Here is a 24,689-nt window from a genome sequence, read left to right on the forward strand (position 1 = left end):
TGTAGAACTAGTGATTTTTTTTAAAAATAGGAAGTTTTGGGACAGCCTGTATAGCTGACTTTATTTAACGGTTATTATCATATGATCAGCTGGTGTTCTCTCTGTAAGTTCATATGATGGAGGCTGAGAAATAAATACGACCACTTTATAAAAACCTGATGATTGAGGCTTCCAAACCCATATACCATCTACTCTGAAGTACCCCAGCGGAAGGGCGGTCTGGCAACATTTCAGGCTTTCTTGCACCACAAGGGCTTCATATATGTTTAGCCTATTATTCTCCTTCTTCACAGTTAGCCCGATTTTCCAGCCATCGGTTGATATCATTGTAGCTTTATCTTTTTTATCATTAAGCTGGAGTGAAATATAGTTATTGTCAATGAATATATCTATAATCCCCTCATTATCTTTTTTTTCGATTTTGGCATTTTTTACCCAGCTTGTACCATAACTCTGCATTATGAAATCTATAAGTTTATTGCTATCGTTTCCTGGAATATCATCCCAGCTAAAGAAAGGTACAGTTTCATTTTTATCATTTATTTTGTATACTTGCCAATTGGGGGACCCGCCAAGAGGCGTCAATCCAATATTTCTGGTATATATTTTTACATCTTCTCCTACGCTGAATTCGGTTTTTTCGGTATGTACTTTAATTATACCATATCCGTTCAGCCCTGAAATTGCATAATAGCTGTAAATAAACACTAACGATAGAATAATTATACCGTAAATATACTTTTTTTTCATTTTACTCCAAAAAAAAATAATTGGAGGAGTTATTTACACGTCTCTCCTCCAATTACCTCTCCGGTTACTGCATCAAGCCAAATATTTACAATGGCATCATCTGATCTGGTTTTATCCTGGAATTCTACAACCCACGTTAGAGTAAAATCGCCCTTAAGAGTTACCTCTCTATTAATCGCCCAATCATTTGGTTTTCGAATCTCCAGACTTGAACCCAGCAGTTTTGAATCGGCCGGCATATTGTAATTTCTGGCAAGGAAATCTTTTGCTATCCTGACTGCTTCATCTTGAGTTAACTTTGGTATCGTATTAACATTTGAAACATCACTTAGCTGCTTTGTAAAGGATATAAGGTTGCCTGTATCAGCATTGAGGCCGACGGCAACGAAGTTTTTATATACAGTGATACCATTTTTTTGTTGTTTCCAGAAAATATTATAGGTTTTTCCATTTGAGATCTCAACAGTTTTTATGCTTGGATGGGAAACATCCAGAGTATTAATATCTACATCAAATTGTTTGAAATGACTTTTTGCTTTTAGAGGTGCATCATCACTATTTATAGGCACTCCGCTACTCATTCTGGAAAAATTAAAGTACGCTATCAGTTGGCCTGTATCTGCATCGATGGTTATCGAAGTTTCCTCCAGGTCATTCAAATATGCGAATTCCCAGACGGGTTTTTGTATAGTATCGTCTCTGAGTAAGCTGATTTTTGTTCTATTGTCCAAAGGGATCAAAAATTTTGAGGCAATAGCAAGAGCATGTTCTTTAGATATTAGTGGTTTTGCTACTGCAGGATCAATTACTTCAATTTTCTTGGGTGAGTTTTGTACTTTATCTGTCATATTTTGATTCAAAGTCCCTTGTTCTGCAATTGCTAATGTAACAAAACCTATGGCAATTAGACAGATTATCGAGAATATTGTATATTTTACTTTCATTTCTTTACCTCCTTTATATCTTTATATTTCCATCTCCATATACTGTATATGCCCCATTCATTCCTGCCCTCTGGTCTGCTCTATAGGCCGCATCGTTTACTGTCCATCCTCCCTTAAGATAGTAACCAAAGTAATTTGTAAACGTATTGGTCTCACTTGTATAAACATCACGATTAAATCCAATGAACGTGCTTGTTCCTTTATTTCTGAAGCCTTCCCATATATCAGTAAACAACCAGGAATCTACTCCAGATTTACATGCATCTGCATAAGCAAGTTTTATTGTATTTGTCTGTATTGGACTTGCTGTCATGATATTTATAAACCTGTTGATAGCTTGTCATGTAGTAATTCCAGGTCAAAGCATCTTGATCACTCGGAGCAGCGAATTGCTCTTCAGAATCGGCTATCGCAGCGGCAGCAATACTTACTATACTCGTAAGCATCAACATGACTGCAAAGATAGCTGAAGCGAATGACTTTATTTTATTCATTTTATTCCTCCTTTTAATTTTTAAGCTCAGCATTTTCATTTGCTGAGTATCCTCCGTTTTTACCAAGTTATCCCAACATACTTTTACAATAAAAATGCATCAAAAATGGTCACCTGCTGGTGACCGAAAAGCAAAGATTTATAGGGAACTTCATTAAACTTAAATCAAATGGATGGTACTGGAAAAAATTTTGATTTTATTGAGAACAAAAAATTCACTGATGCAGTGATATCTGATAGTCGCATAAAGATATTAAAGAACTTAGCTAAAAGGAAAATGACCGCGGCAGAGCTTACCCGCCAAATAGGAATCGAAAAAAATGCTATATATAAGCATCTTGATAAACTGTTAGATGCCCAAATTATAAGGAGAATTGAAAATGATACGCGAAAGTGGATTTATTACGAGCTAACAGAAAAGGGCACAGCTATTGTTTCAGCTAAAAGACTGCAGATTTTCATATTAATTTCAAGTGGGGTTGGTACTGCTTTTTTAGGTGCATTTTTAGTGGCCAGATATTTTTTAAGATTGGTAGAAGTGACGGGAAAAGAAAAGACAAAAGGGATAGAGTTAATATCAGATTTTGACATAGGTTTAATCCTTATTTTTATTTCGATAATTCTGTTACTGATAACATGGTTTGTTTCGATAAATAAATGGAAGAGGATTGCAGAAAATATTCAGGCTCTTGGTGATTAACAATGATCACTCATTACTCTTTTGCATTTAATATCTTAAACCGATGACGGATGGTCAACCAGTTATCAAATATTGAGCATAATATACGAAAAAACATTGTGTCATGGGAGCTTTGAGTTCAGGACATTTTACTTATGAACTTCCCGATAAATTAAACAGCGATATTTTCAAGAATTTCTTAAATGGAAAAGTATACCCAGGATTAGTAACACCTGCGCTACCCGATCACCATCAGAACATCCCCTGCGCCTACCGTACTGCCTTCCTTGACAAAGATATCCTTTACAGCGCCAGCATGAGGCGCATGAATATTATTTTCCATCTTCATGGCTTCAAGGATCATCACCACATCGCCTTTTGAGACCCTGTCGCCTTTCTTGACCTTTACTTTAAGGACCATGCCCTGCATGCTTGCGGTTATGGCTCCATCCATCACTTTCGGGCGCTCTGTTTCTGCCGGGCGGACAGACATTCCGCCGCCAGTTGAAATGATCTTGACATTGAATAGATCGCCATCAACTTCAACCTTGAACTCCGTAGGCAGCGGTGCAACTGCTTTTCCATTATTCGGCTTTGGAGCTTGAAGCGTCTCCTCCTTTAGCTCTCCTCTCAGGAATCTGGGAGCTATTGCCGGATAAAGAGCGTATGTAAGAATATCTTCCGGTTTCTTGACGATCCCAAGATCCTGTGCTTCTTTTGTTACTTTATCAAGCTCAGGCGCCAACAGATCAGCAGGACGGGATGTTATGGGTTTTTCATCTCCAAGTACCTTGACCATGATCTCTTTACTGATCGGGGCAGGCGTACACCCATAAAGACCTTTAACATAATCCTTTACTTCTTTAGGAACGACTTTGTAACGCTCACCCATCAATACGTTTAGCACCGCCTGCGTGCCAACTATCTGGCTCGTTGGGGTAACAAGCGGGGGAAACCCGAGTTCTTCGCGCACACGTGGCATCTCGGCAAGGACAGCCTCATATTTATCCAGGGCATTCTGTTCTTTCAATTGCGATACGAGATTGGAGAGCATACCTCCCGGAATCTGGTATTTTAAGACATTCGTGTCAATTCTCTCTGAGATCGGGTCAAGGATACCCCTGTATTTTTCTTTAATATCCTCGAAATATTTTTTTATCTCGGTAAGAAGGATAAGATCAAGACCGGTATCAAAAAGCGTTCCGCGAAGCGCCGCAACCATGGTTTCAGTGGGGGGCTGTGATGTGCCCCAGGCGAATGGCGAAAAAGCAGTATCAAGTATGTCAACTCCTGCCTGACAGGCAAAAAGATAGCTCATCGGGGCCATGCCGCTTGTACAGTGGCTGTGCATGTCAATGGGGATGCTGATTTCTTCTTTAAGTGCACTGACAAGGCTAAATGCATTTTGCGGTGATATAAGGCCAGCCATATCTTTTATGCAGAGTGAGTCACATCCCATTTCTTCAAGTTCCTTTGCCATCTTGACATAAAGGGGGATCGGGTGAACAGGACTGATGGTATAACAAACAGTTCCCTGGACATGCGCCCCGACACGCTTTGCGGTCTTGATGGATACTTCCATGTTCCTTATATCGTTCACCGCATCGAAAATCCTGAAAATATCAATGCCTGTTTCAGCCGCATGTTCCACGAATTTCACAACAATATCATCTGAATAATGCCTGTAGCCCACAAGGTTCTGGCCGCGAAGGAGCATCTGCAGGGGTGTTTTCTTAATGGCCTTCTTAAGAGCCCGAAGTCTGTCCCAGGGGTCTTCATTGAGATACCGGATCGAAGAGTCAAATGTTGCCCCCCCCCAGACTTCAAGTGAAAAGAACCCGACTTCGTCCATCTTCTCGACTATCGGGAGCATATCCCTTGTCCGCATGCGTGTCGCTATGAGTGATTGGTGGGCGTCTCTCAGGGTCGTATCTGTAAGTTTTACTTTGGCCATGGTTTATGGAGCTTAATTGGCTGGAGGGTTATTTAATTTATTGTTATTTGTTATCCGGGTTTCGAACATTACCCGAACCAATAGTATAAAATATTAGTGTAACATTACACTAGAAATATGAGCTTTATCAGGCAGATAAAACAACGCGGTAAAATATATTATGAAGAGGTCGAAAATGAATGGATTAATGGAAAATGTGTTCAAAAGCATATACGATCACTGGGCACTGACCCTAAAAACCCAACAACAATACTAATTGAGCCGGTTCATTTCTCATATCTTGCATTGAGGTTAATGCAGGATGCATTGACACCAAATGATCTCTTCGAAATGTTAGAAAATATGGGACAGCCAATTCGAAAAGATGAACTTAAAAAAATTAGCATAAATTATGATTTCGAAAAAAAAACATATTCTGTCTCCCTCTCCTACAAGAAGAAAATAAAGATCCAGACCATTTAATGTTCAAATCCTGACGGCTACGCCTTTTTTCTTCAGATATTCCTTAGTCTCGTCTATCGTGTACTCACCGAAATGGAAAATACTCGCAGCAAGCGCGGCATCAGCTTTTCCTTTCGTGAATGCATCATACATATGCTCGATATTGCCAGCACCGCCTGATGCTATAATGGGGATGTCAAGTGTTTCTGAAAGCATTCTTGTGATCGGGAGGTCATATCCGTCCTTTGTCCCATCCTTATCCATGCTGGTCAGAAGTATCTCTCCTGAGCCGAGTTTTTCAACTTTTTGCGCCCACTGGACAGTGTCAAGTCCTGTTGGCGTCCTTCCTCCGTAGATCACGACCTCATACCATGCTTTTGTGCCATTTTCAAGCTCTATTATGGTCCTGTCTTTGTTGTCCTTGATGTTGGTATTGCGCCTGCAATCGATAGCTGTAACTATACACTGGGCCCCAAATATCTCCGATGCCTCCCTTACGAAATCAGGGTTCTTGACAGCAGCCGTATTGATAGATACTTTATCCGCCCCAGCCCTCAGGATATTGCGTATGGCTTCGGTGCTGCTTATGCCGCCGCCTACCGTGAGGGGGATAAAAACCTCATCCGCTGTTCTTTCGATCACATCGATCATGGTACCCCGGCGCTCACAGGATGCGGTTATGTCAAGGAAAACAAGCTCATCGGCTCCCTGTTCGTTATATCTTTTCGCAAGCTGCACAGGGTCGCCTGCTTCTTTCAAGTTAACAAATTCAATACCTTTTACAACGCAACCTCCTGTTTTATCAAGAGTCACATCAAGGCACGGTATTATTCGTTTTGTGAGCATTGGCCTTTTCTAGTTGTTTAAGAATGAAATAGTTTTTTGTTTGTACATGATGATTAAAATTTCCCACTTAATTTATTATGGATAATGCAAATATAATTCAGCTGTGATCACAAAATGAATGCTAACCTGTTCAAGTTTATAATTGTCCTGGCAATAATTGTCGTGATGGCTGGCGGCTGCTTAGATACACCTGTAAAGGTCGGTGAAGTCAATAATTCCGATGTATTTGCAGTAGAGGGTGGGGAAAGTTTCAAGGAAGTAGTAAATAATGAATGGGAAATCCTGGTTGAAGAATTACCTCAAATTAATGGAATTGATTATTATAAAAATTCAGGATATGGGATAACCAAGGTTACTTTTGAATATTTACCCGCATCAGGCGCAGGAACATTATTGCATAAAAAAACAGATAATGATTGGACAAATAAAAGCAGAGCCGACTATTACGTTAGCGGAGTAAGGCTACTCTTAAAAAAGAACTCTGGTGGTGTGTATGATACAGGAATGATACTCTTCAAAAAAGATGAGACATTGGTAAAGAGTATAACTGTACCTAAAGAGAAATTTGTAAGCTTCAAAGTGGAAGAGGTAATAATTTCACCCGGGAACTAAAGAGGGTTAAATTTGCTTCAATTAATCTCTATTTTATTAAAATGGTGCAGGAGTAATGGCCTTGAGGCCATATACTCCATTTCCTTCTATACTCATATGATTCCTGCACTTACATAGACTCGGCTGCAGACGTTTCTGCCGCAGAAGTCCTGGCCATAGACATCTCGGTCATAGGCATTTTAGACATCTGTTGACAGGAATCAGCGCAGCGGCGGCAAACCTGGGCGCATGCTTCCATTTTCTCATCACCCTTGAACTGCTCGCAGCTTTCAGCACACTTTATGCAGATTTCTGAGCACAGATTACAGGTACGGGTGCTGAAATTCGAATTGCGCAGCATGAAATTTGCGCTTACCTGACAGATTTCGCTGCAGTCAAGCATCAATCTCATATGCTTTGGTTCTGCATGCTTGCCGCCCATCTCCAGGCAGTAAGACATGCTCGTTTCCAAACATATACTCTGGCAATCCAGACAATCATCTATACACTGCTCCATCTCTTTAGACTTTTTAACTACTGTAGTACGTGCCATTGCCATAAATTTCACCTCCACTCATATGACCCGGCATATTATATCTGGGTCATTAACTCACTTAAATGTTTCGCTCATAAAGTGAAAGAGAAACTTGCAACGATTGAAAGCACTCTGCACAAGCTCTTTTGCCAAAGCCTTACACTGCCCGGAAGCTGTTCAAAACCATACACGGTGTTTTGAGGGCGAAATATGCCCTTGGGGTAATACAAACGTTTGTGTCACCAGCCGCCACGAAAATTTTTGTGCCAATTTTTTACAACTTGTGCCATAGATTCCGGAACTTTATAAAGCTTCACTTACCATTTTATACCTGAAATGGTAAGTGAAATCAGTTCGGCCTTCTATAACTACAATTGAAAAGATGCCTAGGTACAGAGAGGGGGATGACTCAGATTGACTTTTATATTATGGCAACGTGGTTATAAATTAAGGTGAAAAATTGTCAACTGTAAGCATAAGACTCCCGTATGATATAATAAACATTATAGGGGAGCAAAAAAGCATCGAAAAAGAGAGTAGAATCCTCATTGCAACTGAATTATACAGAGAAGGAGAAATCTCTGCCGGAAAAGCTGCTGAACTCGCTGATATGCCATTTGAAGATTTTATCGAACAATTAAAAAATAGAAAAATGAAGATATATTCTATGCTAGGCATATCCGAAGCACAGGAAGAAGAAAGTTCGGCTGAGAAATATCTTAAATGATCCTCCTGGATAATACTGCTCTTTCAGCTTTTGCTCATATCGATAGGCTCGATATCCCTTCAAAATTATTTGGAGAGACTTTTATATCTGAAAGTGTTTATTATGAAGGTATTCTGAAAGCTAAAAAATCAGAAAGAGTTGACAGAATTATAAACTGCATTAAAGAAGGGCTGATTAAAATAACCGCTCATATCACTTTATGAAATGATTTATACGATATATAGAAGAAGATAGATTATATCGTCTTTGGCTGTTGTTTTCTGGCAAAAGCCTGGTAAAAACCGCTTACTACGGAAAGCCCTAAACAAAGTATTTGAAAAACCCTGCATACCCGAAATTGTTGCTGCATTTTAAAATTTTTGTTTATTACGGCAAGGCCAAAAAGAAAAAATCCAAAGAAAATTTCAGAAATAATAATAAGCCAATAATGAATAACGAAATTTGCAATTTAAGATACTGCCAGGTTTTTTTATCAATATTTCTTACCAATTTTCGCATCTCACCTATCCCATCCATTCTTTTTTTTTCAGCCTCCATGGTAATTTGTACTGTTCTTATAGCTATTAAACACCCAAAGCATAAAGATAAAAACACTATTAAACCAGAAAAAATAAATAAAAATTTATCAGATTGTCCTATTTTTTCCATAGTTGAACCTGAGTTAAAAATTATGTTTGTTTGAAAAGCTAAGACACCTGTAGCAAGACCTATTATGAAGTTAGTAACAAAACCGAATTGCTCGATCTGCCTGCCCTGCCATCGGATGAATATTTCATTTTTATTATCATACATGATTATATACCTATAGAATAAATTCCAGACACTACTTTAAAACACTTTTACGTGCATACGATTAATATAACCCTACAAGGAATTTCAAAAAAATTTGAACTATAATGAATGAGAAAACCGACCTCATTTCCAAAAATCTTGATTAAGATTCTTTGATTTTATCAGTTTTCACAGTCGTTTCCCCAAGGACTCTCTTCATCAAAGGCGCATCCCCGAATACATCCTCACGCTTGCCTTTTTTGTTAAAATAAATAGCTACAAGCACAATTGTAAGTCCGATTGTTTCAAAACCCGGATTTCCTGCTGTGAAAATCATCCCGATCCATGCAAGCCCCCCTGTTATCATACCGCGAAGCGCCCCTTTCCTGTACGATTCAAGCTTTGTGCGCCTATATATCCTGATATCACGCAGTGTAAGGAAAATTATTGAAGCAAATCCGAATGCTGCAATATATACTGAAATCGATGTCATATCATGCTGGCCACTTTTTCGGGTTTTATTCTTTTTAAATATTCTTTTATCATGGAAGGAAAGGATTTTGCTTCAACGAAACGAAGTCCGAGCTGTTCAGCCCATTTTTGTATACCCATGTCGCTTGCCACTACAGCCGCATCAAGCTCCTTGGCAAGAAGCAAAACATCAATATCAGGAGCGCTGTCAAGGATCCCGTAACGCAATGCATTCCGGTATTTGTCCCTGAAGGAATTTATTATGCCACCGATCACATTTCGCTCTATATCAGGCTCTATTTCGCTTTTTGTTTTTGCTTTGGTGGTTCTAAAAAGGCACTCTGTTGCAGATTCCCAGATAGCATCCTCTGCCACGTTCATTCCCTTATTGATGCGCCCGCGCATGAAATCCACATAATCATAAAAGATCTTGGAGGGAATTTTCACTTCATACCTGTCAGGGGTTTTCTTAACAAGCCATGTATCGATCCTGGCAAGGGTATCCTCGCCGCACCCGTTATTCTTCGCAAACTCCCTCATCTCCGTATATACGGAAGGATAGGGGATATAGCAGCTGATGCCAAGATGGAGGCGCGCCTCCGCAATGATACCCAGTATCCCGCCCATTGCTGTATCTAAATTCCCACCCTGAAGCTCACGTGTCTGCGTATCTGTCAGGGCGCTTGTATCAAGAACGAATCTTTGTCTGATCATATTTAATTAATATAATATAGTATCTGGATTTGTTGCTATTTTAATAATATCATTCTCACGTAAATATAAAAAGCTTTAGCTTGTTCACTATTTATGGATGGGAATAATAGGATCATTCTCATTAATCGTATGATCATACTTATCAGAATTATAATCATAATTATTATTTATATTAAGACAGTGATAAATTATATATAATACAAGACACACTTCAATTATTGAGGATATTATGAAAATTAGTGAATTAATACAGGAATTCATTCCATGTGAAATATGCGGGAATAATGATACAAAAAATTTCTATTTCCATGTTTTAGTGGATAAGGGTTCCCAGCCATACGTAAAATGTTGTGAATGCGAAGAGGAATACTACTCTGAAAGTGCAAGAAATGTGCTTACAAAGGTAGAAGAATCAAGGAAAGGAAGAACGGCATCAAGAATAGCATTCAAAAAAACATTAGAAACGGATTTCAGGAACCAGGAATCATTACATCCACTTGTAAAGGTCCTGGCGCACATGTAGTCTCTGGTATGCCAGGAGTTGATTTCCAGGAAGGATTTACAATAGGATTTCCAAAAGAATTTACAATAGCTTTATATTAATTACAATTAATATAATCCCACCATGAGGGAATCAAAAGTATCGAGAAGAACAAATGAGACCGATATAGAACTAAAGATCAACCTGGACGGATCAGGAAATATCGACATCAATACAGGTATTGCATTCTTTGATCACATGCTTAATTCTTTTTCAAAACATGGCTCTTTTGATCTCATAATAAAAGCACGCGGCGACCTTACAGTTGATGACCATCACACTATTGAAGATGTGGGCATTACACTTGGAAGCGCAATTGCAAAAGCCCTTGGGGATAAAAAAGGTATTGAGCGATTTGCAGATGCGCGCGTTCCCATGGATGAGGCTCTTGCAACAGCAGCAGTCGATATCAGCGGACGGAGCTTTCTTGTGTTCAATGGGAAATTCACAGATGCGAAAATCGGAGGATTTAGCTCACAGAATACCCGCCATTTTTTCGAATCATTGACAAATAATGCCGGGATCAACGTACACCTTGATGTTACAGGAGAGAATGACCATCACAAAACTGAAGCGCTTTTTAAGGCGTTCGGAATTGCTTTAAAAAGAGCCGTAAAAATAACCGGGTCAGGCATCCCAAGCACGAAAGGTACACTATAGGCATACTATAAAATATTATTCAGAAGGCTTCCTGCAATAAAAGCAAGTAAAGCAAAGAACATGGCGATTTTAAAATATTTTGAAGACTCTCCGGGATTTTGTTTCAGTATCATGAAAATGGCATAAAGAAAGATCACATCAGCGATCCCCACGACAAACAGATAATATTCATTGAATAACTTCATCAGATAGGGCAAAGGACTGAGTATGACAGCAAGGAGCCCGAATGCGCACGCTGCATAAGCGGCTGGTTTTTCACCGATCATTATGGGAAGCGTTGATGCGCCGTCTTTCCTGTCCCCGTCTATATCCTCGATGGTCTTTACTATCTCGCGTGCAAATGTGGCAAGCATCGACAGGAAAAAAAGTATCAAAGTCACCTGGATTCCTTTTCCGCCATAAGCTGCGCCCCCGAACAGGAATGTTGAGCCTGTCAGATAACTGACACTGAAATTCCCGACAAAAGCTTTTCTTTTAAGGTAAGAAGCGTAAAAATACAGAAGAAATGAGTTGAATGCTGCAATGAAAAAAGGAATATGGTCGGAACCGATAAAATATGAAATTATGATACCTGCGGCAAATAATACAATTGAAAACCGGAATGCTGAATTTTTAGTAATCCTTCCCGAAGGGAGTGGACGGTCCGGGCGGTTGATAGCATCGATGCCAGCATCGAAATAATCATTAATGGCATTCCCTGCGCCTGTAATAACAAAAACCGTAATGAAAATAAGCCCTATCCATAAAAGTTCTCCAGGGGCCGCGCTGTAAGCGATGGCTGCACCAATAACCGCTGCAAGTCCTGCCATAGCACAGTTCCTGTATCGCATTAGCTCAGGATAGACCATTAATCACCGCGCCCCACTTCCAGCATCCTGTCAAGCGATTTTTTTGCTTTTATCCTGATATCTTCAGGGATTTTTATTATATGTTCATTATTTTCAAGAGCCCTTATAATACTTCCAAGCGTATTCATTTTCATGTTGGGGCATACTGCATATTTACTTCCGGGGATAAAGATCTTATCGGGATTTTCCTTTCGCAGCCTGTGCAAAAGCCCAAGTTCCGTGCCTATGATGAATTCCCTGGAACCAGATTGTTTTGCATATTTTAGCATTCCTGCGGTACTGAGGACCTGGTCTGCAAGTGATACCACATCAGGCCTGCATTCGGGATGAACGAGAATTTGGGCATCGGGATGCTCCTCTTTTTCAAGAAGGATATCACCAGGCAGTATCAGGTGATGAGTGGGGCAATAGCCATTCCACGGAATTATTTTTTTAGTAGTATGGGCCGAAACAAAAAGGGCAAGATTCCTGTCCGGAACAAAGATTATTTCATTCTCAGGGAGCGCATTCACCACTTTTATCGCGTTTGCTGATGTGCAGCAGATATCACTTTCTGCTTTAACAGAAGCTGGCGTATTAACATAACAGACAACAGCAGCATCAGGATATTTCTTTTTTTCAAGCTTTAAGGATGCTGGTGTTATCATAGCCGCCATGGGACACTGGGCGCTTGTTTCGGGCATAAGTACAGTCTTTTCGGGATTCAGTATGGCAGCACTTTCGGCCATGAAATCAACACCGCAAAAGACAATTGTTTCTGCGCCGCTATCAACTGCTTTCTGGCTCAGGCCGAATGAATCCCCCACAAAATCCGCAATATCCTGCACTTCGCCGCGCTGGTAATTATGGGCAAGGATTATTGCATTTCTCTCTTTCTTTAACTGTTTTATACGTTTGACTTCATCCATATTTCAGGGTCAAACATTATCCTATTGCTTAAATTGTTTTCTAACGAAATACTTTAAAGGAATGGACTTCGAATATTCCCTTCTCCAGAGGACATTTACTTTATATGTCACGTAAATTAGATATATGGATCGGTACATAATAAAACTAAGGAGGAAATGAAAAATATGCAAATAGACCCTATTTGTGGTATGCAGGTGGATGAAAATACAGCAAAATTCAAATCGGAATACAAAGGAAAAACCTATTATTTCTGTTCTCCCGGATGTAAGAACACATTTGATTCCGAGCCCGAAAAATACATCAAAAGCGGACCAGTCGGCATGGGTGAGAAAAAACCCTGGTGGAAATTCTGGTAATCTTGTAAATCTGGTAAATCAAGGTCAAGTCTCAATACAGGAAAATCCTATATTCCATAGAATGTAGTGGGGAAATAAGGGGATAGCAACTTAATCATTAACTTATCAATACCAAAGAGCAGCATTATTCCAATAACTATCAGCACAAGACCGGACAGTTTCTTAAGAAGCTCCCCGTTCCTTGAAAACCATCTATACCTGTTCGTGACCTTTTTTCCATAGTAGGCAATAGAAAGCATAGGGAGGCTCATGCCTATGGAATAAACGAATAGCATCGATGCGCCGTAAGTCATATTTCCTACTGATGCGACAAGAGCAAGCACAGCTCCAAGTATCGGGCCAACGCACGGGATCCAGAGGACACCAAGTGACATGCCAAGGAAAAATCCCCCCATCAGGCTTCCTTCTGGCATTTTGGAAGAGAACTTATTAAATAATCCAATTCCTCTCAAGCCCTGCGTTACTGAACCTGATATCTTCATAAATTCCACATTTACATCCTGATCAAAAAGCACAAGACCCATACTTATTATGAACAGGATCGCAATGTTACGTAAATAATCAGTATATGCCCCGAACGTGGCACCAAAAGCAGATACCAGCACCCCCATCGTCGTAAAGCTGACTGTCAATCCCGAAACGATGGCAAGGGGCCTGAGCCTGTGTCCTCCTGAACCTGAAAATATCACAGGAACAAGCGGGAGGCAGCAGGGCTTCATGATCGTAACCACTCCTGCTAAGAATACGATAAATACAGAAAGTTCTGATGGTTGCATTTTTTAACCTGCCATTTATTGACCAGTGATGTTACATAAGTAAATATATTCTATACTTTACACCTGTTGTAAAGCAAAGTATATATTTGTTTTTGTTAATGGTCATCCGAATTAACATGATTAAACCAGTTAAAAAGAAAAAAACATTAAATAGATGTACCAGAACTAAAATAAAAAAATTAAGGGAATTATTCGTTCTATTTAATCCATGAATCCATTTCCGGATCTATCATCCAGTCGATAGCTTTGAAAAATGCCTCGATATAGTCTGCTTTCTTCAATCCGTAATCAGTCATATAGGCATGTTCAAAGACATCCATGACTATGAGCGGCTTTGCCCCGCTAAGATGTCCACCATCATGTTCGTTTATCCATGTATTGAATAACCGCCCTTCTGTGCCATCATAATATAAGATCACCCATCCTATTCCCCGCATGGCACCGGTTGCCCTGAAATCCTTCTCCCAGGCCTCGTATGAACCGAAATCCGCTACAATTTTCTTATATAAATTTGTATTTTTATCGATTGCTTTTCCACCTTTGATCATATTACCGAAATAATATTCATGCAATCTCATTCCGTTAAATTCCCAGCCGAACCTGCGCTTTAACTCAGCGTATTCCGGTGTTGTGGTCTTTCCTTCCTTAGCCATTGCACTTAATGTATCGGCAACTTTGTTTGTATTTGTCACATAGCCCTGGTACAATGTAAAATGGTTTTTCAACAACTGATCGCTGAAACCTTTCGTGCCCAGCAGGCTTTCAAAATTCTTTGCTTCATATGCCATATTTTAAACACCCCAGTCTAATCATATATCCGAAACTTCTTATACTTTATTATCCGTCTGCTTCTTTGCATAGATGTCACAGTATAGAAAAAGCCTGGGTCTCCTGGACCTCATCAGTTTCGGGGTTGGCGGAACCATTGGTTCAGGTATATTTGTTGTTCCGGGAATAGCAGCAGGAATAGCCGGTCCTGGTTCTATCCTTGCATGGCTGCTTGTTGCATTATCAGCGACATGTGTCATGTTCTCGCTTGCATGGGCATCCTCAAAATATCCGTCTACTGGCGCTTTCTATTCAATATATTCCAGTGTTTTCGGGAAACGTCTTTCAGCCACAATAGTTGTTTTATATATGATCTCTGCCGTCTTTGGAATTGCAACCATAGCAGCAGGTATAGGACAATACATTTCTTATCTGGGTTATTCAGATATACTCCGGGTCGAGATAGGAGTGATCATTTTTTTCGCAACAGTGAATATCATTGGCGCCAGGCCATCAAGTAATATCGAGATGATTCTCACGCTTCTGAAAACCATTCCGCTTGTCATCCTGGCTTTTTTATTAGTTCCGCATATAAGGCCTGAGAACTTTACTCCATTTTTTACAGGAAATATGAATGATTTCCTTCGTACTGTGATCATTGTTTACTGGTGCTTTACAGGTTTTGAGATCAGTGCAATTCCGGCAGATGAGACAAAAAATAAAAATGATATACACAGATCACTGATAATAGTGATGCTGATTGTCACATTTGTATATTTATTTCTTAATATTACCCTCATGGGCAGCCTGGGAAGCCTTGTAATTGCATCATCTCCTGCCCCGCTGGCAAAGGCGGCTTCTGTTGCAGTAAAATCTTCAGGCAACATAATGGCGTTTATCGGTATAATTGCTATGATGTCAGCGCTTAACGCTTATCTTCTTGCTGCCTCAAGAGTGCTTCAAAACATATCATTTGAGTATCGTCTTCCTTTTGTTTCTGATATCGGAAAAAACGGCACGCCTTTTATTGCGATAATGATCAGCGCTATTGCGGGCGCATCACTTCTGCTTTTTAGCAATCATTTTGAGCAGCTGGCTACCATTTCTGTTATCACCACTCTTTTGCCTTATTTATTCATCTGTGCTTCTGCTTTAAAGATGTTTGACAGTCTTAAGATCAGGATAATTTCAACTGTGGGGTTGTTGTCCGCAATGGTAATTCTTGTAGCATCAATTTATTAAGAGTTTCATATCTATTCCAGTTGCTTCTTTTCCAGTTCCTTCCGCTGAGCCCATATCTTTTCAAGTTCTTCCCTTGTCCGGGCGAAAATTCTTTTAATATTTTCGGTGCTGCATAACTCAACTTCTTTTCCGCAATCAGGATAATTTTTCTCACATTTTTCAGCAAGTTTATAGCAATTTTCTTCAAGAGATGGAAGATTTAGTTCTATAGCGGTTTTAATATCAGAAGTAGTATTTTCCCTTGCGCTTGTAAGGATTGCAGGAATAAGCTGGGTCTTAATAACCTTGAGCCGTGTACATGGATCAATTGTAACCATTTAAACCTCATCAACCATTTATAGATGATCCCTACAGTATAATTATTTTACCCACGCTCATTAAGGGTAATACAAAAAAACAACCTTAATTTAAAAACAAGGAAAATATGATCAAAAAAGATGTCATCATAATAGGAGCAGGCGCATCAGGCATGATGTGCGCTATCGAATCCGGCAAAAGAGGCCGCACAGTTCTTGTTTTAGATCATGCTGAAAAAATCGGGAAAAAAATCCGGATTTCAGGCGGAGGCAAATGTAATTTTACAAATATCAATATCCACTCTACAAATTTTATATCAAATAATCCGCACTTTTGTAAATCTGCGCTTTCCCGTTTTAGCCCTCGTGATTTCATTGCACTACTTGAAAAACATGGCATAAAATATGAGGAAAGGGAAGCTGGACAGTTATTCTGTACCGGAAGTTCTGAAGAAATAATTAGAATGCTGGAAAAGGAAAGTAACGATACAGCAGTGGAAATTATTTTAAATTGCCATATAAAAGAGATTAAAAAAGAAGATTCGTTTATAGTATCCACTGATAACGGGATTTTTCAATCAGGGTCGCTTGTTATTGCAACCGGAGCATTGTCCTATCCACAGATAGGAGCTTCCGGTATGGGGCATAATATTGCAAAACAGTTCGGCCTGAAAGTCACTGAGCTAAAAACCGCACTTGTTCCATTTATTTTTTCCCGGAAAGACATGACAATATTTAGCGAATTAAGCGGTATCTCAATTGACGGCGCTATCAAATGTAACAAAATGGAATTTCGGGGAAGTATCCTTTTTACTCACAGGGGACTTAGCGGTCCTGCAATACTTCAGATATCCTCGTACTGGAAGGAAAGTGAGACCATCGTTATTGACCTGCTGCCTGGAATCGATATATTCGGGATTTTCATTGAAAGACAACTTAACAAGAGCAAAATCGACATGCATAACCTGCTTTCAGAGTTTTTGCCCTCGCGCCTTGCAAAGATCTGGTGCGCCTCAAATATCAAGTCAAAACCAGTTAATCAATATAATGAAAAGGAACTAAAAACTATCGCTCACCAAATTCATAACTGGGAAATAAAACCGAATACAACTGAGGATTTCAAAACAGCTGAGGCCACACTTGGCGGAATTGATACGGATGAACTCTCATCCAAAACAATGGAATCAAAAAAATTCAAAGGTCTCTATTTTACAGGTGAAGTTATCGATGTGACAGGGCAGCTTGGCGGATACAATTTACACTGGGCGTGGGCTTCTGGTTTTGTGGCGGGTCAGTATGCTTGAGACAAGAAAAATAATATAAATATACTTAAATATATAATCCTCCGTTAATATCAACTACCTGTCCTGTTATGTAATCCCCGTCTTCTGATACAAGGTATGCCACGGCTCCTGCCACTTCGGAAGGTTTCCCGAGTCTTCCCAGTGGGATCTGGGCAAGGATCTTATCCATAATTTCTTTTGGGACGGATTTTAGCATTTCCGTTTCAATAAATCCAGGTGCAACAGCATTTACGGTTATACCTTTTCCAGCAAATTCCTTTGCAAGCGTCTGTGTAAGTGCGATCATACCCGCTTTTGAGGCCGCATAGTTCGCCTGTCCTCGATTTCCCATCCTTCCGATAACCGAAGATATATTAACGATCTTTCCGTACTTTCTCTCAAGCATTCCCTCTATTACCGCTTTCGTACAATAGAAAGCTCCATCAAGATTCACAGATAATACTTCGCTCCACATCTGCGGAGTCATTTTTACAAATGATTTATCCCTCACAATACCTGCATTATTGACCAGGATATCTATTTTCCCGAACTGCTTTACTACATCGTCCCGCATTCGGTTCACTTCCTCAAAGTTATTGACGTTCGCCTGGCAGATCATGGAGTGAGTACCTATAGAATCCAGTAACTCCGATACTTCCTTTGCATGTTCCTTTGTCTCCATCTGGTCTATCATCGCAGATAATTTATCAAATTCGTCTGCCATGCCCATCTGGTCTATCATCCTTGATAACTTTTCAGCCTGTTCTTTAGTGGATTGATAATTAATTGCAATATATGCTCCATCCTCTGCCAGCCTCATCGCGATCGCCTGGCCTATGCCTCTTGATCCTCCGGTTACAAGGACGACTTTTCCATCCAGGTTGCCCTTTTTTGTCATTTTGTTACCTCTTTATTACCTCTTTACTACCATGGCAATACCCTGGCCTCCCCCGATACAGAGGGATGCAAGGCCGTATGTGCCATTCCTTCTTCTTAATTCATGCAGGAGCGTGACAAGTATGCGTGCGCCACTTGCTCCTATCGGATGTCCTAAAGCTATCGCCCCGCCATTTACATTGACCTTTTCCCGGTTCAAACCCAGATCCCTGCTGACCGCTATGCTCTGGGATGCAAAAGCTTCATTTAATTCTACAAGGTCGAGTTTGTCTGCCAAAATTCCTGCCCGTTCCAGGGATTTTTGAGTAGCTCCAACAGGGCCAAGTCCCATCAATTCAGGCGCGACTCCACTAAATCCATAGCTTTTGATGGTTGCCAGAGGAGCGAGTCCTTTTTGTTTTGCCTTTTCTTCAGACATGAGAAGAACACAGGCTGCACCATCATTGATCCCTGAAGCGTTGCCTGCTGTTACTGTCCCGTCTTTCTTAAATGCGGGTTTTAGTTTACCAAGAATCTCTTTTGTTGTCCCGAACCTTGGGAATTCATCAATATCAAAGAGAACTGGCTCGCCTTTTGGCTGCGGGACAGGAACCGGAACGATCTCATCCTTGAATTTCCCTGCCTTTATCGCAGCTTCTGCTTTATTCTGGCTTTTTACCGAGAATTCATCCTGCTCTGCCCGTGTAATTTTATATTTTTCTGCTACATTCTCTGCCGTTACGCCCATATGGTAATTATTGAAAATATCCCATAATCCATCATGGATCATAAGATCCACAACTTCCCCATTTCCCATCTTTGCTCCCCAGCGGTAATTTTTCAGGGCGTAAGGAGCCTGGGACATGGATTCCATCCCGCCTGCCAGCACAACATCAGAATCTCCCAGCATAATGGATTGGGCTCCAAGAACAACTGACTTTAAACCCGAACCACATACCTTGCCCACGGTAAAGGATGGCACTTCTTTTGGGATCCCGGCCCATATCGCACTTTGTCTTGCCACGTTCTGCCCATGACCTGCACCAAGGACATTTCCCAGGATAACTTCATCAACTTCACTTTGTTCAACATTTGCCTTTTTCAAGGCATCTTTCAATACAACCGAACCAAGCTGTCCCGGGTTGAAATCCTTCAGGCTTCCACCAAATTTCCCGACTGCTGTCCTGGTTGCCGAAACAATAACTACATTATTCATTTATTCACCTGTCTGGTTTATATTATTAATCCGCCATCCACACTAAGCACTGCTCCATTTACAAAATTAGATTCATCTGAGGCCAGATACAAATATGCATTCGCAATGTCCTCTGGTTTTCCAAGCCTTCGCAATGGTGTTTTTTCTTTCATCATTTCAAGGATCTTTTCAGGAACTGCCGCTGTCATTGGAGTTGCAATAAATCCCGGAGCAACTGCATTTACCCGTATTCCTTTCTTGCCAAGTTCCTTGGCCAGGGTCTTTGTCATTCCGATCAGGCCGGCTTTGGTAGCCGAATAGTTGACCTGTCCGACGTTCCCGTTGAGTCCGACAATAGACGATGTATTGATAATTACACCGGATCCCTGGTTCATCATGATATCTACCACAGCCTGGATACAGTTAAAAACTCCTTTTAGATTGATGTCAATAACCTTATCCCACTGCTGCTCTGTCATTTTTGATACGAAGGCATCCTGGACAATTCCTGCATTATTGATCAAAACATCTATTTTACCATATTTTTCAAGAACAGTTTTAGCCATCTGCTTTGATTGTTCCCTGTTGGATACATCCAGTTTAAAAAAAAATCCATCTCCGTTTCTCTTAATTTCCGCAACAGTCTCTTCGCCACCTTTCTCGTTCACATCAGCGACAACAACTTTTGCGCCTTCCTTTGCGAACAGGAGCGCAGTCTCTTTACCAATTCCGCTTCCTGCTCCTGTGATAATTACCACCTTATTTTCAAGTCTCATTTTTTATTCACCTTTGAACCGCGATTCTTTCTGATGTTTTTAATTCTCTTCCCATTCAGGAAAGACCTGGGCTTCAACCATACTGCAATTTTGGGACATACTTCTTTCTGGGATTTTGAGCCCACAAATATACCTATATGACCCGTAGGGAAAATAAGTGTCTCCTTATCTGTACTTGATACTGCATCAGACAACGGTTTACTTGCATCGTTAGGAACGAGGTGATCGAATTCTGCCATGACATTGAGCAAAGGCATCGTAATATTTTTTAAATTGATCTTCTTTCCATTGAGCTCCATTTCATTTTTAATGAGGAGGTTCTTCTGGTAGCAATCTTTCATGAATTGCCTGAAGGTTTCACCTGCCTGGTCAGGACTATCGAATATCCATTTCTCCATTCTCAGGAAATTCTTGATAATTTCTTCATTTCGAAGATTGCAAGCGATATCTTGCGGATTGCATTCAATCCGATCAAACATACCAACATACTTGTCGATCATAAGCCTGAAAGGATCAAGTAGCAAGAACCCTGAATTCAGGAAATCTCCTGGCACTATTCCATAGTAATCCACGATCCTGTCAACATCCAGGCCTTTTGCCCACAGATTAAGAATTCCTTTATCGGTGTCAAAGTCCACAGGAGCCACAAGAGTGACAAGATTTTTTACTTTTTCAGGATGAAGTGCAGAATACATCACAGAAAAAGTCCCGCCCTGGCAAACGCCAAGAAGGGTGATCTTATCCGATCCTGACCGTTCCCTGATAGTATCAATTGAATTATTCATGTAACAGTTCACATAATCATCAAGCGTAAGGTACCTGTCCGAACCTGAGGGATATCCCCAGTCAATGACATATACATCGAAACCTTCTTCCAGAAGTTTCTTTATCACACTCTTATCTGGCTGTAAATCCAGAATATAATAACGGTTCACAAGTGCATACACTATTAGAACCGGAACCGAATGCGGCTTTTCCACTATTGGTATATAATGGATAAGTCTCATTTTATCGTCGGTATAAACGACCTCTGAGGGCGTTGTTGCAACCGGGAACTCAGGTGCTTTAAGGATAACTTCCATTCCGCATTTGAATTTATCATGATCCTCAATTAAATTAAGCCCATTCATGTTATCTCCTTATCTCCTTACTTGAAATCTATTTTTTCTCTTTCAGTTCTTTGATCTGGCCGGTCAGTTCTTTTACCGCTTTCTTGAGTAAATACAATTCTTTATTTATCTCGTCTATCTCGGTCTTTGTAGGAATATTCATTGGTTTCAGATAATTCTCCTCAAGCATATCCTTCTGGTATTGTTGAAAATCTATATAATAGGAATTCAGTTTCCCCATATCGGCCACAAAATGATCTGATCTGGAATATTCCTTGAAGGTATCGCTATATGTCTGAATCCAGGTATTGTAAAATTCCTTATACTTCTCAGGAGTTATCTCTCCGTTCATTTCTGTCCCGGTTTTTTCGTGGACTTTCCGCATTGCTTCCATGAATACGGTCTGTAAGTTGGAACTGGTATCCATTCCTGCTGCATAAAGGTTCATGAATGTCGAGAAACCCTTCATCATTTTCCCGGATTTTTCACGTGCCGGACCTACAGCAGGCATCTCAATAAATTTACCGATTGTGGCTTTGTATGTCTTCAGCCATTCGTCATAAAATTCCTGTGTGGATTCAAAATTGGATTTTTCCATGCTATTATTTTTTTGTTGATCTCTTCTTTCCTGTGTTTTCTCAACCATATTAATTCACTTTTTAATTTATTTTTAATCTTTTTATCCTGAAGCGGGCAATTTAGTTTGATTGAATTTTCTATTGTTCCTGGTTTTTGATATCAAGCCACCATGTGATAATTCTGGAATATCCATCACAATATAATATATTTGTGACTCTCAACCCTCCGCTGCAATGCTTTATATCCATTCACATATATATAACTTATCTTACTATATTAATACTTAAAATATGATTATATCACTGAAGAAATCAACTAACTCTGGATAATTATGAAAATGGATTATAAATGGTAATTCTTTCCTTGCAAGCAAGTTTGCAAGGATATTTAAGATTGGATTTTTCCAATCTTAAATTGTACCTGTAGGGCAGGGATATGATTTCACCCACATCCTGGAGATGCTGGTAAATGTATCAGAATATACCCTGGCAGCTTTCTTTACAGGCTCCAGGATATCTTCAAACGGGCTGATTGTGGGCATGTTTTCAAAGAAGTTATCAAATGCCTTTTCATACGTTTTTGCCCAGAGAGTATAAAATTCTTTATATGCCTCCGGATCAGCATTTTGTTTTGATAGTTCCTTAGCCTTCTGTGACAGTTTTTCAAGGGTTGCTATCCATGACTTGTAGAAGTTCTGATTAACGTTTGCATTCTGCAAGAAATACTCTAATACTTCTTTTGAAGGTAGCTTGGACTGGATATCAAACAACTTGCCATAGGTCTCCTGATATGCATCCATCCATAAGGCATAAAATTCCTTATAGGCTTCGGGGCCTGCATTCCCCTGGGATATCTGGGCTGATTTTGCTGAAAGCTTCAGCATGGAATCAATATACGGGACATAGAGATTTGCGTATGAATCCTTCCATAGTTTTGATATCTGCTCAAATGTCTCTGAATAGAAATCCGGTATTCCTGCTTTCTCAAAGATCTCTTTCATATTTTGCCGCATTGGCAGTGTAAGAAGCTCGTCAAGCATTTTTCCATATGACTTGATCCACATCTCATACACTTCTTTGGATTTTACAGGATCCGGTTCGCCCTGGAGTACTTCGCGGGTAGCCTTTGAATTTTCCTCTAATTCGGCGATCCATGACATGTAGATTTTTTTCGATTCTTCTGCGCCACTTAAGAGTTTCTCAAATGTTTCCTTGCTGGATTCAAGTGTCGGGATTTGATAAAATTTTCCGAATGTGTTCTGGGACGTTTTCATCCATTCACCATAAAATTCCATATATTTTTCCGGTGTAGCATCTTTTGAGAGAAGAGACGCTTTACCGAACAGTGCTTCTGTGGATTCGAACCAGGGCTTGTACAGCTTTAAGTAGGAATCCTCCCACATTTTTGAAACGGCTGTGTGGCTGTCTGTCCATGTTTTGAAAATATCCTTCTTTTCTTCGTTTATATCTTTTCTTTCTTCAGTTTTTTTAACCATAATAATTCACCTTAATTTATTTTTAATATTTCTTCTGACATTTCGTCTGTACTCAGCAGGTATCTCATTCTCTCCATGTCCATTTCCCCATCGACTGCGATATCAGCAAACGGCTCTTCAATAATTTGCTGGAAGATACCTTCCACTACATTTATTTCTTTTAATTCCATTTAATTCACCTTTAATTAGTCCCCTGAATTGATTCAGGAGTCTCATTTTTCAATCCAGTAGAAAAGTTAATGTTGATTTCAGGCTCTAATACTTACAACCCCACGACTTGACATTTCTGGCTACATACCATTGAACGTTCTCATATATATAGTAGTAACTTTCATATATATTATATTATAATGATTAATTGTATTTATTATTAATCATTATAATAAAAGCCTTTTGGGGACAAATAAACTGCATTTAAGGGTATGGATGGAGTGGTAAAAGTCATCCGCATCCCGGATAAAATCAAAAAAAGGATGTGGATCCGCGAGGGGACGTAATTATTATCGTTCAATGGTCTTTCCAGAATGAAAAGGCTGACCAAAATTTATAAATGCTATTAATGTTAACATATTACATGGAGAGTAAACCGGGTGATCATTATCTAAACCTGCGTGGTAATCTCGTAAGTCTAGGATGTTATAGAAATACCAATCATGGGTAATGCCATGTGCGGAATAACTATGGATTTGTTCCCGCCCGGGCTTGAATCCCTTTTAAATTAGCTGGATTAAGGTGGAGGTGTTAAAATGGTTGTATATCCGGAAGAAATTGTGGAAAAGGCTAACCTTTTGATGAAAGATATTGCAGATTCAAAAGATGATATCGATACTAAACTGGCTGCAAGTTTTGCTGACAGGTGCGCTGAACTCATCAAAAACCTTGCAGAAAGTATGGCTGAACTTCACCAGCGTGTGGACGTTCTCACAGAAAAAGATTAATCGCAGCTCTCACCGATCGGGTGGAAGCTATATGAAGAAACCACAGAGGACGCAGAGGACACAGAGAGTATAACTGTCGAGTAGAGCCCATAGCCCACCTTTTATTGAGGTAATAGCCCCAGGGTT

Annotated in this window: 32 protein-coding genes; 11 read left to right on the top strand and 21 right to left on the bottom strand. The window is 39.9% G+C overall.

Features of this window, described 5'->3' with window-relative positions; genetic code table 11:
* Positions 1-60 precede the first annotated feature (60 nt).
* From CL181_RS03585 to CL181_RS03595, 3 genes are read right to left on the bottom strand one after another with little or no spacing between them, the layout of a single operon-like run.
* On the bottom strand, positions 61-750 hold the full coding sequence (locus tag CL181_RS03585) for a hypothetical protein (RefSeq protein ID WP_097297875.1): 690 nt from the start codon (positions 748-750) through the stop codon (positions 61-63).
* 29 nt (positions 751-779) lie between these two features.
* A complete protein-coding gene (locus CL181_RS03590) occupies positions 780-1,694 on the bottom strand; it encodes a PepSY domain-containing protein (protein ID WP_097297876.1) in 915 nt (304 codons plus the stop codon).
* A gap of 13 nt (positions 1,695-1,707) precedes the next feature.
* Positions 1,708-2,007, bottom strand: coding sequence for a hypothetical protein (locus tag CL181_RS03595; protein ID WP_097297877.1), 300 nt, complete (start codon positions 2,005-2,007; stop codon positions 1,708-1,710).
* Positions 2,008-2,356: 349 nt separating this feature from the next.
* On the opposite strand from CL181_RS03595, the gene CL181_RS03600 reads away from it, so the two are divergent.
* Entirely contained in the window at positions 2,357-2,887 is a 531-nt protein-coding gene (locus CL181_RS03600; protein WP_097297878.1) for a winged helix-turn-helix domain-containing protein, read from the top strand.
* Positions 2,888-3,104: 217 nt separating this feature from the next.
* On the opposite strand, the gene oadA is transcribed toward CL181_RS03600, so the two are convergent.
* Positions 3,105-4,820 (bottom strand): sodium-extruding oxaloacetate decarboxylase subunit alpha, encoded by a 1,716-nt coding sequence (gene oadA / locus CL181_RS03605; RefSeq protein ID WP_097297879.1) that lies wholly within the window; start codon positions 4,818-4,820, stop codon positions 3,105-3,107.
* A 117-nt stretch (positions 4,821-4,937) separates the two neighbouring features.
* Here oadA and CL181_RS03610 point away from each other — a divergent pair, with 117 nt between their 5' ends.
* Positions 4,938-5,282 carry a hypothetical protein gene (locus tag CL181_RS03610; RefSeq protein WP_097297880.1) on the top strand — a complete coding sequence of 115 codons (345 nt, stop codon included), beginning with the start codon at positions 4,938-4,940 and terminating at the stop codon, positions 5,280-5,282.
* A 3-nt stretch (positions 5,283-5,285) separates the two neighbouring features.
* Here the strand turns inward: CL181_RS03610 and hisF are convergent, their stop codons facing one another.
* Complete coding sequence (gene hisF / locus CL181_RS03615; protein ID WP_097297881.1) at positions 5,286-6,107, bottom strand: imidazole glycerol phosphate synthase subunit HisF; 822 nt, start codon at positions 6,105-6,107, stop codon at positions 5,286-5,288.
* 114 nt (positions 6,108-6,221) lie between these two features.
* Here hisF and CL181_RS03620 point away from each other — a divergent pair, with 114 nt between their 5' ends.
* A complete protein-coding gene (locus CL181_RS03620; protein WP_097297882.1) occupies positions 6,222-6,719 on the top strand; it encodes a hypothetical protein in 498 nt (165 codons plus the stop codon).
* Positions 6,720-6,828: 109 nt separating this feature from the next.
* Here CL181_RS03620 and CL181_RS03625 read toward each other — a convergent pair whose 3' ends face one another.
* Positions 6,829-7,257 (bottom strand): four-helix bundle copper-binding protein, encoded by a 429-nt coding sequence (locus tag CL181_RS03625; protein ID WP_097297883.1) that lies wholly within the window; start codon positions 7,255-7,257, stop codon positions 6,829-6,831.
* Between the two features lie 436 nt (positions 7,258-7,693).
* On the opposite strand from CL181_RS03625, the gene CL181_RS03630 reads away from it, so the two are divergent.
* The gene (locus tag CL181_RS03630) at positions 7,694-7,960 is read left to right on the top strand and encodes a UPF0175 family protein (protein WP_097297884.1); all 267 of its coding nucleotides are present in this window, start codon (positions 7,694-7,696) and stop codon (positions 7,958-7,960) included.
* On the top strand, positions 7,957-8,163 hold the full coding sequence (locus CL181_RS03635) for a hypothetical protein (RefSeq protein WP_097297885.1): 207 nt from the start codon (positions 7,957-7,959) through the stop codon (positions 8,161-8,163). Before CL181_RS03630 ends, CL181_RS03635 begins: the two co-directional genes overlap by 4 nt.
* Positions 8,164-8,326: 163 nt before the next feature.
* On the opposite strand, the gene CL181_RS03640 is transcribed toward CL181_RS03635, so the two are convergent.
* From CL181_RS03640 to CL181_RS03650, 3 genes are all read right to left on the bottom strand, one after another.
* The gene (locus CL181_RS03640; protein WP_097297886.1) at positions 8,327-8,752 is read right to left on the bottom strand and encodes a hypothetical protein; all 426 of its coding nucleotides are present in this window, start codon (positions 8,750-8,752) and stop codon (positions 8,327-8,329) included.
* Positions 8,753-8,894: 142 nt separating this feature from the next.
* Positions 8,895-9,224: a hypothetical protein gene (locus CL181_RS03645; protein WP_255251395.1), complete on the bottom strand. Its 330-nt coding sequence runs from the start codon at positions 9,222-9,224 to the stop codon at positions 8,895-8,897.
* The gene (locus tag CL181_RS03650) at positions 9,221-9,916 is read right to left on the bottom strand and encodes an RNA ligase partner protein (RefSeq protein WP_097297887.1); all 696 of its coding nucleotides are present in this window, start codon (positions 9,914-9,916) and stop codon (positions 9,221-9,223) included. The genes CL181_RS03645 and CL181_RS03650 overlap by 4 nt, the downstream gene beginning before the upstream one ends.
* A gap of 229 nt (positions 9,917-10,145) precedes the next feature.
* Between CL181_RS03650 and CL181_RS03655 the strand changes: the two genes are divergently transcribed.
* Positions 10,146-10,439, top strand: coding sequence for a hypothetical protein (locus tag CL181_RS03655; RefSeq protein ID WP_097297888.1), 294 nt, complete (start codon positions 10,146-10,148; stop codon positions 10,437-10,439).
* Between the two features lie 102 nt (positions 10,440-10,541).
* Positions 10,542-11,117 (top strand): imidazoleglycerol-phosphate dehydratase HisB, encoded by a 576-nt coding sequence (gene hisB / locus CL181_RS03660; protein ID WP_097297889.1) that lies wholly within the window; start codon positions 10,542-10,544, stop codon positions 11,115-11,117.
* Between the two features lie 5 nt (positions 11,118-11,122).
* Here the strand turns inward: hisB and CL181_RS03665 are convergent, their stop codons facing one another.
* Both CL181_RS03665 and nadA read right to left on the bottom strand, forming a co-directional pair.
* Positions 11,123-11,965, bottom strand: a complete 843-nt coding sequence (locus tag CL181_RS03665) for a geranylgeranylglycerol-phosphate geranylgeranyltransferase (protein ID WP_097297890.1) — start codon at positions 11,963-11,965, stop codon at positions 11,123-11,125.
* Entirely contained in the window at positions 11,965-12,873 is a 909-nt protein-coding gene (nadA, locus tag CL181_RS03670) for a quinolinate synthase NadA (protein WP_097297891.1), read from the bottom strand. The genes CL181_RS03665 and nadA overlap by 1 nt, the downstream gene beginning before the upstream one ends.
* Before the next feature lie 156 nt (positions 12,874-13,029).
* Between nadA and CL181_RS03675 the strand changes: the two genes are divergently transcribed.
* Positions 13,030-13,230, top strand: a complete 201-nt coding sequence (locus CL181_RS03675; RefSeq protein ID WP_255251397.1) for a YHS domain-containing protein — start codon at positions 13,030-13,032, stop codon at positions 13,228-13,230.
* Between the two features lie 47 nt (positions 13,231-13,277).
* Here the strand turns inward: CL181_RS03675 and CL181_RS03680 are convergent, their stop codons facing one another.
* Positions 13,278-14,006: a cytochrome c biogenesis CcdA family protein gene (locus CL181_RS03680; RefSeq protein WP_097297892.1), complete on the bottom strand. Its 729-nt coding sequence runs from the start codon at positions 14,004-14,006 to the stop codon at positions 13,278-13,280.
* A 197-nt stretch (positions 14,007-14,203) separates the two neighbouring features.
* The gene (locus tag CL181_RS03685; RefSeq protein ID WP_097297893.1) at positions 14,204-14,794 is read right to left on the bottom strand and encodes a superoxide dismutase; all 591 of its coding nucleotides are present in this window, start codon (positions 14,792-14,794) and stop codon (positions 14,204-14,206) included.
* A 73-nt stretch (positions 14,795-14,867) separates the two neighbouring features.
* Here CL181_RS03685 and CL181_RS03690 point away from each other — a divergent pair, with 73 nt between their 5' ends.
* On the top strand, positions 14,868-16,016 hold the full coding sequence (locus CL181_RS03690) for an APC family permease (protein ID WP_097297894.1): 1,149 nt from the start codon (positions 14,868-14,870) through the stop codon (positions 16,014-16,016).
* A gap of 11 nt (positions 16,017-16,027) precedes the next feature.
* Here the strand turns inward: CL181_RS03690 and CL181_RS03695 are convergent, their stop codons facing one another.
* A complete protein-coding gene (locus tag CL181_RS03695) occupies positions 16,028-16,333 on the bottom strand; it encodes a hypothetical protein (RefSeq protein WP_097297895.1) in 306 nt (101 codons plus the stop codon).
* 107 nt (positions 16,334-16,440) lie between these two features.
* Here CL181_RS03695 and CL181_RS03700 point away from each other — a divergent pair, with 107 nt between their 5' ends.
* Positions 16,441-17,616: an NAD(P)/FAD-dependent oxidoreductase gene (locus tag CL181_RS03700; RefSeq protein ID WP_097297896.1), complete on the top strand. Its 1,176-nt coding sequence runs from the start codon at positions 16,441-16,443 to the stop codon at positions 17,614-17,616.
* Positions 17,617-17,641: 25 nt separating this feature from the next.
* Here CL181_RS03700 and CL181_RS03705 read toward each other — a convergent pair whose 3' ends face one another.
* The 7 genes from CL181_RS03705 to CL181_RS20095 form a co-directional block, all read right to left on the bottom strand.
* Positions 17,642-18,493 carry a beta-ketoacyl-ACP reductase gene (locus CL181_RS03705; protein ID WP_097297897.1) on the bottom strand — a complete coding sequence of 284 codons (852 nt, stop codon included), beginning with the start codon at positions 18,491-18,493 and terminating at the stop codon, positions 17,642-17,644.
* 15 nt (positions 18,494-18,508) lie between these two features.
* The gene (locus tag CL181_RS03710) at positions 18,509-19,687 is read right to left on the bottom strand and encodes an acetyl-CoA C-acetyltransferase (protein ID WP_097297898.1); all 1,179 of its coding nucleotides are present in this window, start codon (positions 19,685-19,687) and stop codon (positions 18,509-18,511) included.
* A gap of 17 nt (positions 19,688-19,704) precedes the next feature.
* Positions 19,705-20,442, bottom strand: a complete 738-nt coding sequence (gene fabG, locus CL181_RS03715; RefSeq protein WP_097297899.1) for a 3-oxoacyl-ACP reductase FabG — start codon at positions 20,440-20,442, stop codon at positions 19,705-19,707.
* On the bottom strand, positions 20,439-21,572 hold the full coding sequence (gene phaC / locus CL181_RS03720; protein ID WP_097297900.1) for a class III poly(R)-hydroxyalkanoic acid synthase subunit PhaC: 1,134 nt from the start codon (positions 21,570-21,572) through the stop codon (positions 20,439-20,441). The genes fabG and phaC overlap by 4 nt, the downstream gene beginning before the upstream one ends.
* Positions 21,573-21,600: 28 nt before the next feature.
* Positions 21,601-22,197, bottom strand: a complete 597-nt coding sequence (locus CL181_RS03725) for a poly(R)-hydroxyalkanoic acid synthase subunit PhaE (protein ID WP_097297901.1) — start codon at positions 22,195-22,197, stop codon at positions 21,601-21,603.
* A gap of 342 nt (positions 22,198-22,539) precedes the next feature.
* A complete protein-coding gene (locus CL181_RS03730) occupies positions 22,540-23,625 on the bottom strand; it encodes a hypothetical protein (RefSeq protein WP_097297902.1) in 1,086 nt (361 codons plus the stop codon).
* An 11-nt stretch (positions 23,626-23,636) separates the two neighbouring features.
* A complete protein-coding gene (locus CL181_RS20095) occupies positions 23,637-23,795 on the bottom strand; it encodes a hypothetical protein (RefSeq protein ID WP_176505048.1) in 159 nt (52 codons plus the stop codon).
* A 576-nt stretch (positions 23,796-24,371) separates the two neighbouring features.
* Here CL181_RS20095 and CL181_RS03735 point away from each other — a divergent pair.
* The gene (locus CL181_RS03735; RefSeq protein ID WP_097297903.1) at positions 24,372-24,563 is read left to right on the top strand and encodes a hypothetical protein; all 192 of its coding nucleotides are present in this window, start codon (positions 24,372-24,374) and stop codon (positions 24,561-24,563) included.
* Positions 24,564-24,689 lie beyond the last annotated feature (126 nt).

Origin of the sequence: Candidatus Methanoperedens sp. BLZ2 (assembly GCF_002487355.1) — an archaeon.
Lineage (GTDB): Archaea > Halobacteriota > Methanosarcinia > Methanosarcinales > Methanoperedenaceae > Methanoperedens.

What these genes read in the sequence shown, in the direction of transcription:
- CL181_RS03585 (WP_097297875.1), bottom strand. Translation starts at nt 750, where the DNA reads ATGAAAAAAAAGTATATTTACGGTATAATTATTCTATCGTTAGTGTTT.
- CL181_RS03590 (WP_097297876.1), bottom strand. Translation starts at nt 1,694, where the DNA reads ATGAAAGTAAAATATACAATATTCTCGATAATCTGTCTAATTGCCATA.
- CL181_RS03595 (WP_097297877.1), bottom strand. Translation starts at nt 2,007, where the DNA reads ATGACAGCAAGTCCAATACAGACAAATACAATAAAACTTGCTTATGCA.
- CL181_RS03600 (WP_097297878.1), top strand. Translation starts at nt 2,357, where the DNA reads ATGGATGGTACTGGAAAAAATTTTGATTTTATTGAGAACAAAAAATTC.
- oadA (WP_097297879.1), bottom strand. Translation starts at nt 4,820, where the DNA reads ATGGCCAAAGTAAAACTTACAGATACGACCCTGAGAGACGCCCACCAA.
- CL181_RS03610 (WP_097297880.1), top strand. Translation starts at nt 4,938, where the DNA reads ATGAGCTTTATCAGGCAGATAAAACAACGCGGTAAAATATATTATGAA.
- hisF (WP_097297881.1), bottom strand. Translation starts at nt 6,107, where the DNA reads ATGCTCACAAAACGAATAATACCGTGCCTTGATGTGACTCTTGATAAA.
- CL181_RS03620 (WP_097297882.1), top strand. Translation starts at nt 6,222, where the DNA reads ATGAATGCTAACCTGTTCAAGTTTATAATTGTCCTGGCAATAATTGTC.
- CL181_RS03625 (WP_097297883.1), bottom strand. Translation starts at nt 7,257, where the DNA reads ATGGCAATGGCACGTACTACAGTAGTTAAAAAGTCTAAAGAGATGGAG.
- CL181_RS03635 (WP_097297885.1), top strand. Translation starts at nt 7,957, where the DNA reads ATGATCCTCCTGGATAATACTGCTCTTTCAGCTTTTGCTCATATCGAT.
- CL181_RS03640 (WP_097297886.1), bottom strand. Translation starts at nt 8,752, where the DNA reads ATGTATGATAATAAAAATGAAATATTCATCCGATGGCAGGGCAGGCAG.
- CL181_RS03645 (WP_255251395.1), bottom strand. Translation starts at nt 9,224, where the DNA reads ATGACATCGATTTCAGTATATATTGCAGCATTCGGATTTGCTTCAATA.
- CL181_RS03650 (WP_097297887.1), bottom strand. Translation starts at nt 9,916, where the DNA reads ATGATCAGACAAAGATTCGTTCTTGATACAAGCGCCCTGACAGATACG.
- CL181_RS03655 (WP_097297888.1), top strand. Translation starts at nt 10,146, where the DNA reads ATGAAAATTAGTGAATTAATACAGGAATTCATTCCATGTGAAATATGC.
- hisB (WP_097297889.1), top strand. Translation starts at nt 10,542, where the DNA reads ATGAGGGAATCAAAAGTATCGAGAAGAACAAATGAGACCGATATAGAA.
- CL181_RS03665 (WP_097297890.1), bottom strand. Translation starts at nt 11,965, where the DNA reads ATGGTCTATCCTGAGCTAATGCGATACAGGAACTGTGCTATGGCAGGA.
- nadA (WP_097297891.1), bottom strand. Translation starts at nt 12,873, where the DNA reads ATGGATGAAGTCAAACGTATAAAACAGTTAAAGAAAGAGAGAAATGCA.
- CL181_RS03675 (WP_255251397.1), top strand. Translation starts at nt 13,030, where the DNA reads ATGAAAAATATGCAAATAGACCCTATTTGTGGTATGCAGGTGGATGAA.
- CL181_RS03680 (WP_097297892.1), bottom strand. Translation starts at nt 14,006, where the DNA reads ATGCAACCATCAGAACTTTCTGTATTTATCGTATTCTTAGCAGGAGTG.
- CL181_RS03685 (WP_097297893.1), bottom strand. Translation starts at nt 14,794, where the DNA reads ATGGCATATGAAGCAAAGAATTTTGAAAGCCTGCTGGGCACGAAAGGT.
- CL181_RS03690 (WP_097297894.1), top strand. Translation starts at nt 14,868, where the DNA reads ATGTCACAGTATAGAAAAAGCCTGGGTCTCCTGGACCTCATCAGTTTC.
- CL181_RS03695 (WP_097297895.1), bottom strand. Translation starts at nt 16,333, where the DNA reads ATGGTTACAATTGATCCATGTACACGGCTCAAGGTTATTAAGACCCAG.
- CL181_RS03700 (WP_097297896.1), top strand. Translation starts at nt 16,441, where the DNA reads ATGATCAAAAAAGATGTCATCATAATAGGAGCAGGCGCATCAGGCATG.
- CL181_RS03705 (WP_097297897.1), bottom strand. Translation starts at nt 18,493, where the DNA reads ATGACAAAAAAGGGCAACCTGGATGGAAAAGTCGTCCTTGTAACCGGA.
- CL181_RS03710 (WP_097297898.1), bottom strand. Translation starts at nt 19,687, where the DNA reads ATGAATAATGTAGTTATTGTTTCGGCAACCAGGACAGCAGTCGGGAAA.
- fabG (WP_097297899.1), bottom strand. Translation starts at nt 20,442, where the DNA reads ATGAGACTTGAAAATAAGGTGGTAATTATCACAGGAGCAGGAAGCGGA.
- phaC (WP_097297900.1), bottom strand. Translation starts at nt 21,572, where the DNA reads ATGAATGGGCTTAATTTAATTGAGGATCATGATAAATTCAAATGCGGA.
- CL181_RS03725 (WP_097297901.1), bottom strand. Translation starts at nt 22,197, where the DNA reads ATGGTTGAGAAAACACAGGAAAGAAGAGATCAACAAAAAAATAATAGC.
- CL181_RS03730 (WP_097297902.1), bottom strand. Translation starts at nt 23,625, where the DNA reads ATGGTTAAAAAAACTGAAGAAAGAAAAGATATAAACGAAGAAAAGAAG.
- CL181_RS20095 (WP_176505048.1), bottom strand. Translation starts at nt 23,795, where the DNA reads ATGGAATTAAAAGAAATAAATGTAGTGGAAGGTATCTTCCAGCAAATT.
- CL181_RS03735 (WP_097297903.1), top strand. Translation starts at nt 24,372, where the DNA reads ATGGTTGTATATCCGGAAGAAATTGTGGAAAAGGCTAACCTTTTGATG.